3 protein-coding genes and 1 pseudogene are annotated in these 2,760 nt (G+C 73.1%); 3 read left to right on the forward strand and 1 reads right to left on the reverse strand.

Annotated features, from left to right (window positions below; all coding sequences use genetic code 11):
* The 3 genes from AB0M20_RS36430 to AB0M20_RS36440 form a co-directional block, all read left to right on the forward strand.
* A partial coding sequence (locus AB0M20_RS36430) for a sigma-70 family RNA polymerase sigma factor (protein ID WP_364305213.1) occupies positions 1-328 on the forward strand: 328 nt, incomplete at its 5' end.
* 42 nt (positions 329-370) lie between these two features.
* Positions 371-622: a DUF4242 domain-containing protein gene (locus tag AB0M20_RS36435; protein ID WP_364305215.1), complete on the forward strand. Its 252-nt coding sequence runs from the start codon at positions 371-373 to the stop codon at positions 620-622.
* Between the two features lies 1 nt (position 623).
* On the forward strand, positions 624-2,357 hold the full coding sequence (locus AB0M20_RS36440; protein WP_364305217.1) for a BTAD domain-containing putative transcriptional regulator: 1,734 nt from the start codon (positions 624-626) through the stop codon (positions 2,355-2,357).
* A gap of 7 nt (positions 2,358-2,364) precedes the next feature.
* Here the strand turns inward: AB0M20_RS36440 and AB0M20_RS36445 are convergent.
* A pseudogene (locus AB0M20_RS36445) lies at positions 2,365-2,760 on the reverse strand (patatin); the annotation flags it as partial.

Here is a 2,760-nt window from a genome sequence, read left to right on the forward strand (position 1 = left end):
CGGGCTGTGCATGATCGCCCGCCGCCGCGCCATCGACTGGGTGCGCCGCAGCCATGCCCGCGAGCGCACCACGGCGGCGGGCGCGGAGCCGGCTGCCGAGTCGTTCGAGGACGAGCTGCTGGACTCGACCGCGCACAAGCAGGTCCGCAAGGCGGTGACCGATCTGCCCGCGCTGCACCGGCAGGCGATCGAGCTGGCCTATTACGACGGCTTGACCTACCGCCAGGTGGCCCGGTCGCTGAACATCACCGAAGGAACCGCCAAGTGGCGGATGCGCAGCGCGTTACGGCGGATCGGCGAGCAACTGATCGCGGAGGGTTTCGAGTAGCGTCAAACACGCTGTCAAACAGCGGCGGTCTTTCATGAACCCATGACACGGTTCATGGATATTCACCACATGGAGGGCGGCGTCTCGGCGAAGGACGTCGCCGCCGCCCACGACGCCGACCTGGCAACGCAAGGGGACTTCGGCGTGAACTACTTGAAGTACTGGGTCGACGAAGAGGCCGGGAAGATCTTCTGCCTGGTCGAAGCGCCCGACGCGGAGACGGCGAACGCCGTCCATCGCAAGGCGCACGGGCTGGTCGCCGACGAGATCTACCCGATCAGTTCCGAGGGCTGAGTTGGGTCTCGTCATCCGCCTGCTGGGTCCCCCGTCGGTCGAGCGGTCCGACGGGGGGCCCTACCAGGTCCGCAGCCGCAAGAGCTGGGCCCTGCTGGCCTGTCTGCTGCTCGCCGAGCGGCCGCCGACCCGGGCCCGGCTGGCGGCCATGCTGTACGCCGAGGCCGACGATCCGCCGCGGGCGCTGCGCTGGGGGCTGACCGAGATCCGGCGGAGCCTGGGCCTGCCCGTGGACGGCGACCCGGTCGTGCTGCGGCTGCCACCCGGTGCCGTGGTCGACGTCGACGTCCTCAGCCGGGGGTCGTGGGGCGCCGCGCTCGAGCTGCCCGGACTGGGCGGGGATCTGCTCGAGGGCGTGGTCGTGCGCGGTGCGCCCGCCTTCGAGTCGTGGCTGCTCTCCGAACGCCGCCGGGTCGCCGCCGCGACGGAGGCGATCCTGCACGAGGCCGCCCTGGGCCGGCTGGCCGCCGGCGATCCGGTGGCCGCGCGCGTGCTGGCGGTGCGCGCGGCGGCGATGAACCCCCTCGACGAGAACCATCAGGCCCTGGTGATCCGTCTGTACCGGCTGGCCGGCGACGACGACGCGGCGGACAAGCAGCATCGGGCGGTCATCGAGCTCTTCGAGCGCGAGTTGGGCGTACCCCCGTCAATGGCGATCGAAGAGGCCGCGCGCGCGTCGCGGCAGACGCCCGACCCCACCACCGACCTGGCGTCCATCGAGGCGATCGTGGAGTCCGGCGCCGCCGCGGTCGCGGCCGGGGCGGTCGAGACCGGCGTGCGTTCCCTGCGGGCGGCGGTCGGGCTGGCCGACCGCGCCGATGCCGGCCGGTTGCGGCTCACCGCCCGCGTCAAGCTGGCCGAGGCGCTGATCCATTCGCTGCGCGGCATGGACGAGGAAGGGCTGGCCTCGCTCTACGAGGCCGAGCGCATCGCGCTGGTGGCGAAGGACCTGGAGGCGGCGGCGGAGGCACGCACCGAGATCGGGTACGTGGACTTCCTGCGCGCCCGCTACGACCGTGCCGAACGCCGGCTCGGTGAGGCGCTGGCCGACGCGGCCCCGGCGGTCGCGGCGCGGGTCACCACCTATCTCGGAGCCGTGGCGAGCGACCGCGCCGATTACGACCGGGCGCGGGATCTCTTCGATCGCGGGGCGGGGGCGGCGCATGACGCTCGCACCGAGTCCTACGCCCACTCGATGGCCGGCCGCGTGCACCTGCTGACCGGCGACCTCGACGCCGCGGCGCACCGCCTCGATCTGTCCATGCGGCTCGCCGAGCGGGACCACTGGCTGGCCTTCCTGCCGTGGCCGCAGGCGATGCGCGGCGACGTCCATCTGGCCATGGGCGAGACCGACCTCGCCCATGGCCTGTCGCAGCAGGCCTTCGCGCGCGCCTGCCGGCTCGGCGACCCGTGCTGGGAGGGGATGTCCGCGCGGTCGCTCGCGCTGGTGGCGGAGGCCGCAGGCGAGACGGACGGTGCCTTCGCCCTGCTGGCCGACGCGCGGTCACGGTCCAACCGGCTGGCCGATCCGTACGTCTGGCTGGACGCGTACATCCTTGACACGCAGTGCGAGCTGGGCCTGCGTCACCACCACCCGGACGTCGCGACCTGGGTGGACGCGTTGCAGCGCCTGGCATCGCGCAGCGGCATGCGGGAGATGGCGGCGCACGCCACTCGCTACGGCGACGCCCTGACGTCACGCTCGGCCGGCCGTCCCCGCCCGGGCGGCAGGTGATCGGCGGTCAGCTCTCCAGAGTCCGCTGCCAGGCGCGACGGGCCTCCGCCGTCGTGATCAGGGCCTCGATCACGGGGAGCGCCTGCTCGGTCGCCACCCGGCCGGCCTCCTCGAACTCCGCGATCCGCGACAGCTCCCAGAACGCGTACTCGTCGACCTTGGGGCAGATCACCAGGTCGGCCTCCTCGGCCAAGCGCTGCGACCCGCCCGGCTGCAGCGTGCTGACCGCCACCATGACGTGCAGCAGGGTGGTCGGCGCGCGGCGCGGCAGCGGGCCGGAGACGTCGACGGCCAGCACCACGTCGGCGCCCATCGAGCGGGCCAGCGCCGCCGGCACGATGTTCACCAGGCTGCCGTCGACCAGCACCTGTTCGCCGTGCTGCACGGGCGGGAAGACGCCCGG

This window comes from Actinoplanes sp. NPDC051633 (assembly GCF_040681735.1).
GTDB lineage: Bacteria > Actinomycetota > Actinomycetes > Mycobacteriales > Micromonosporaceae > Actinoplanes.

What these genes read in the sequence shown, in the direction of transcription:
- AB0M20_RS36435 (WP_364305215.1), top strand. Translation starts at nt 371, where the DNA reads ATGACACGGTTCATGGATATTCACCACATGGAGGGCGGCGTCTCGGCG.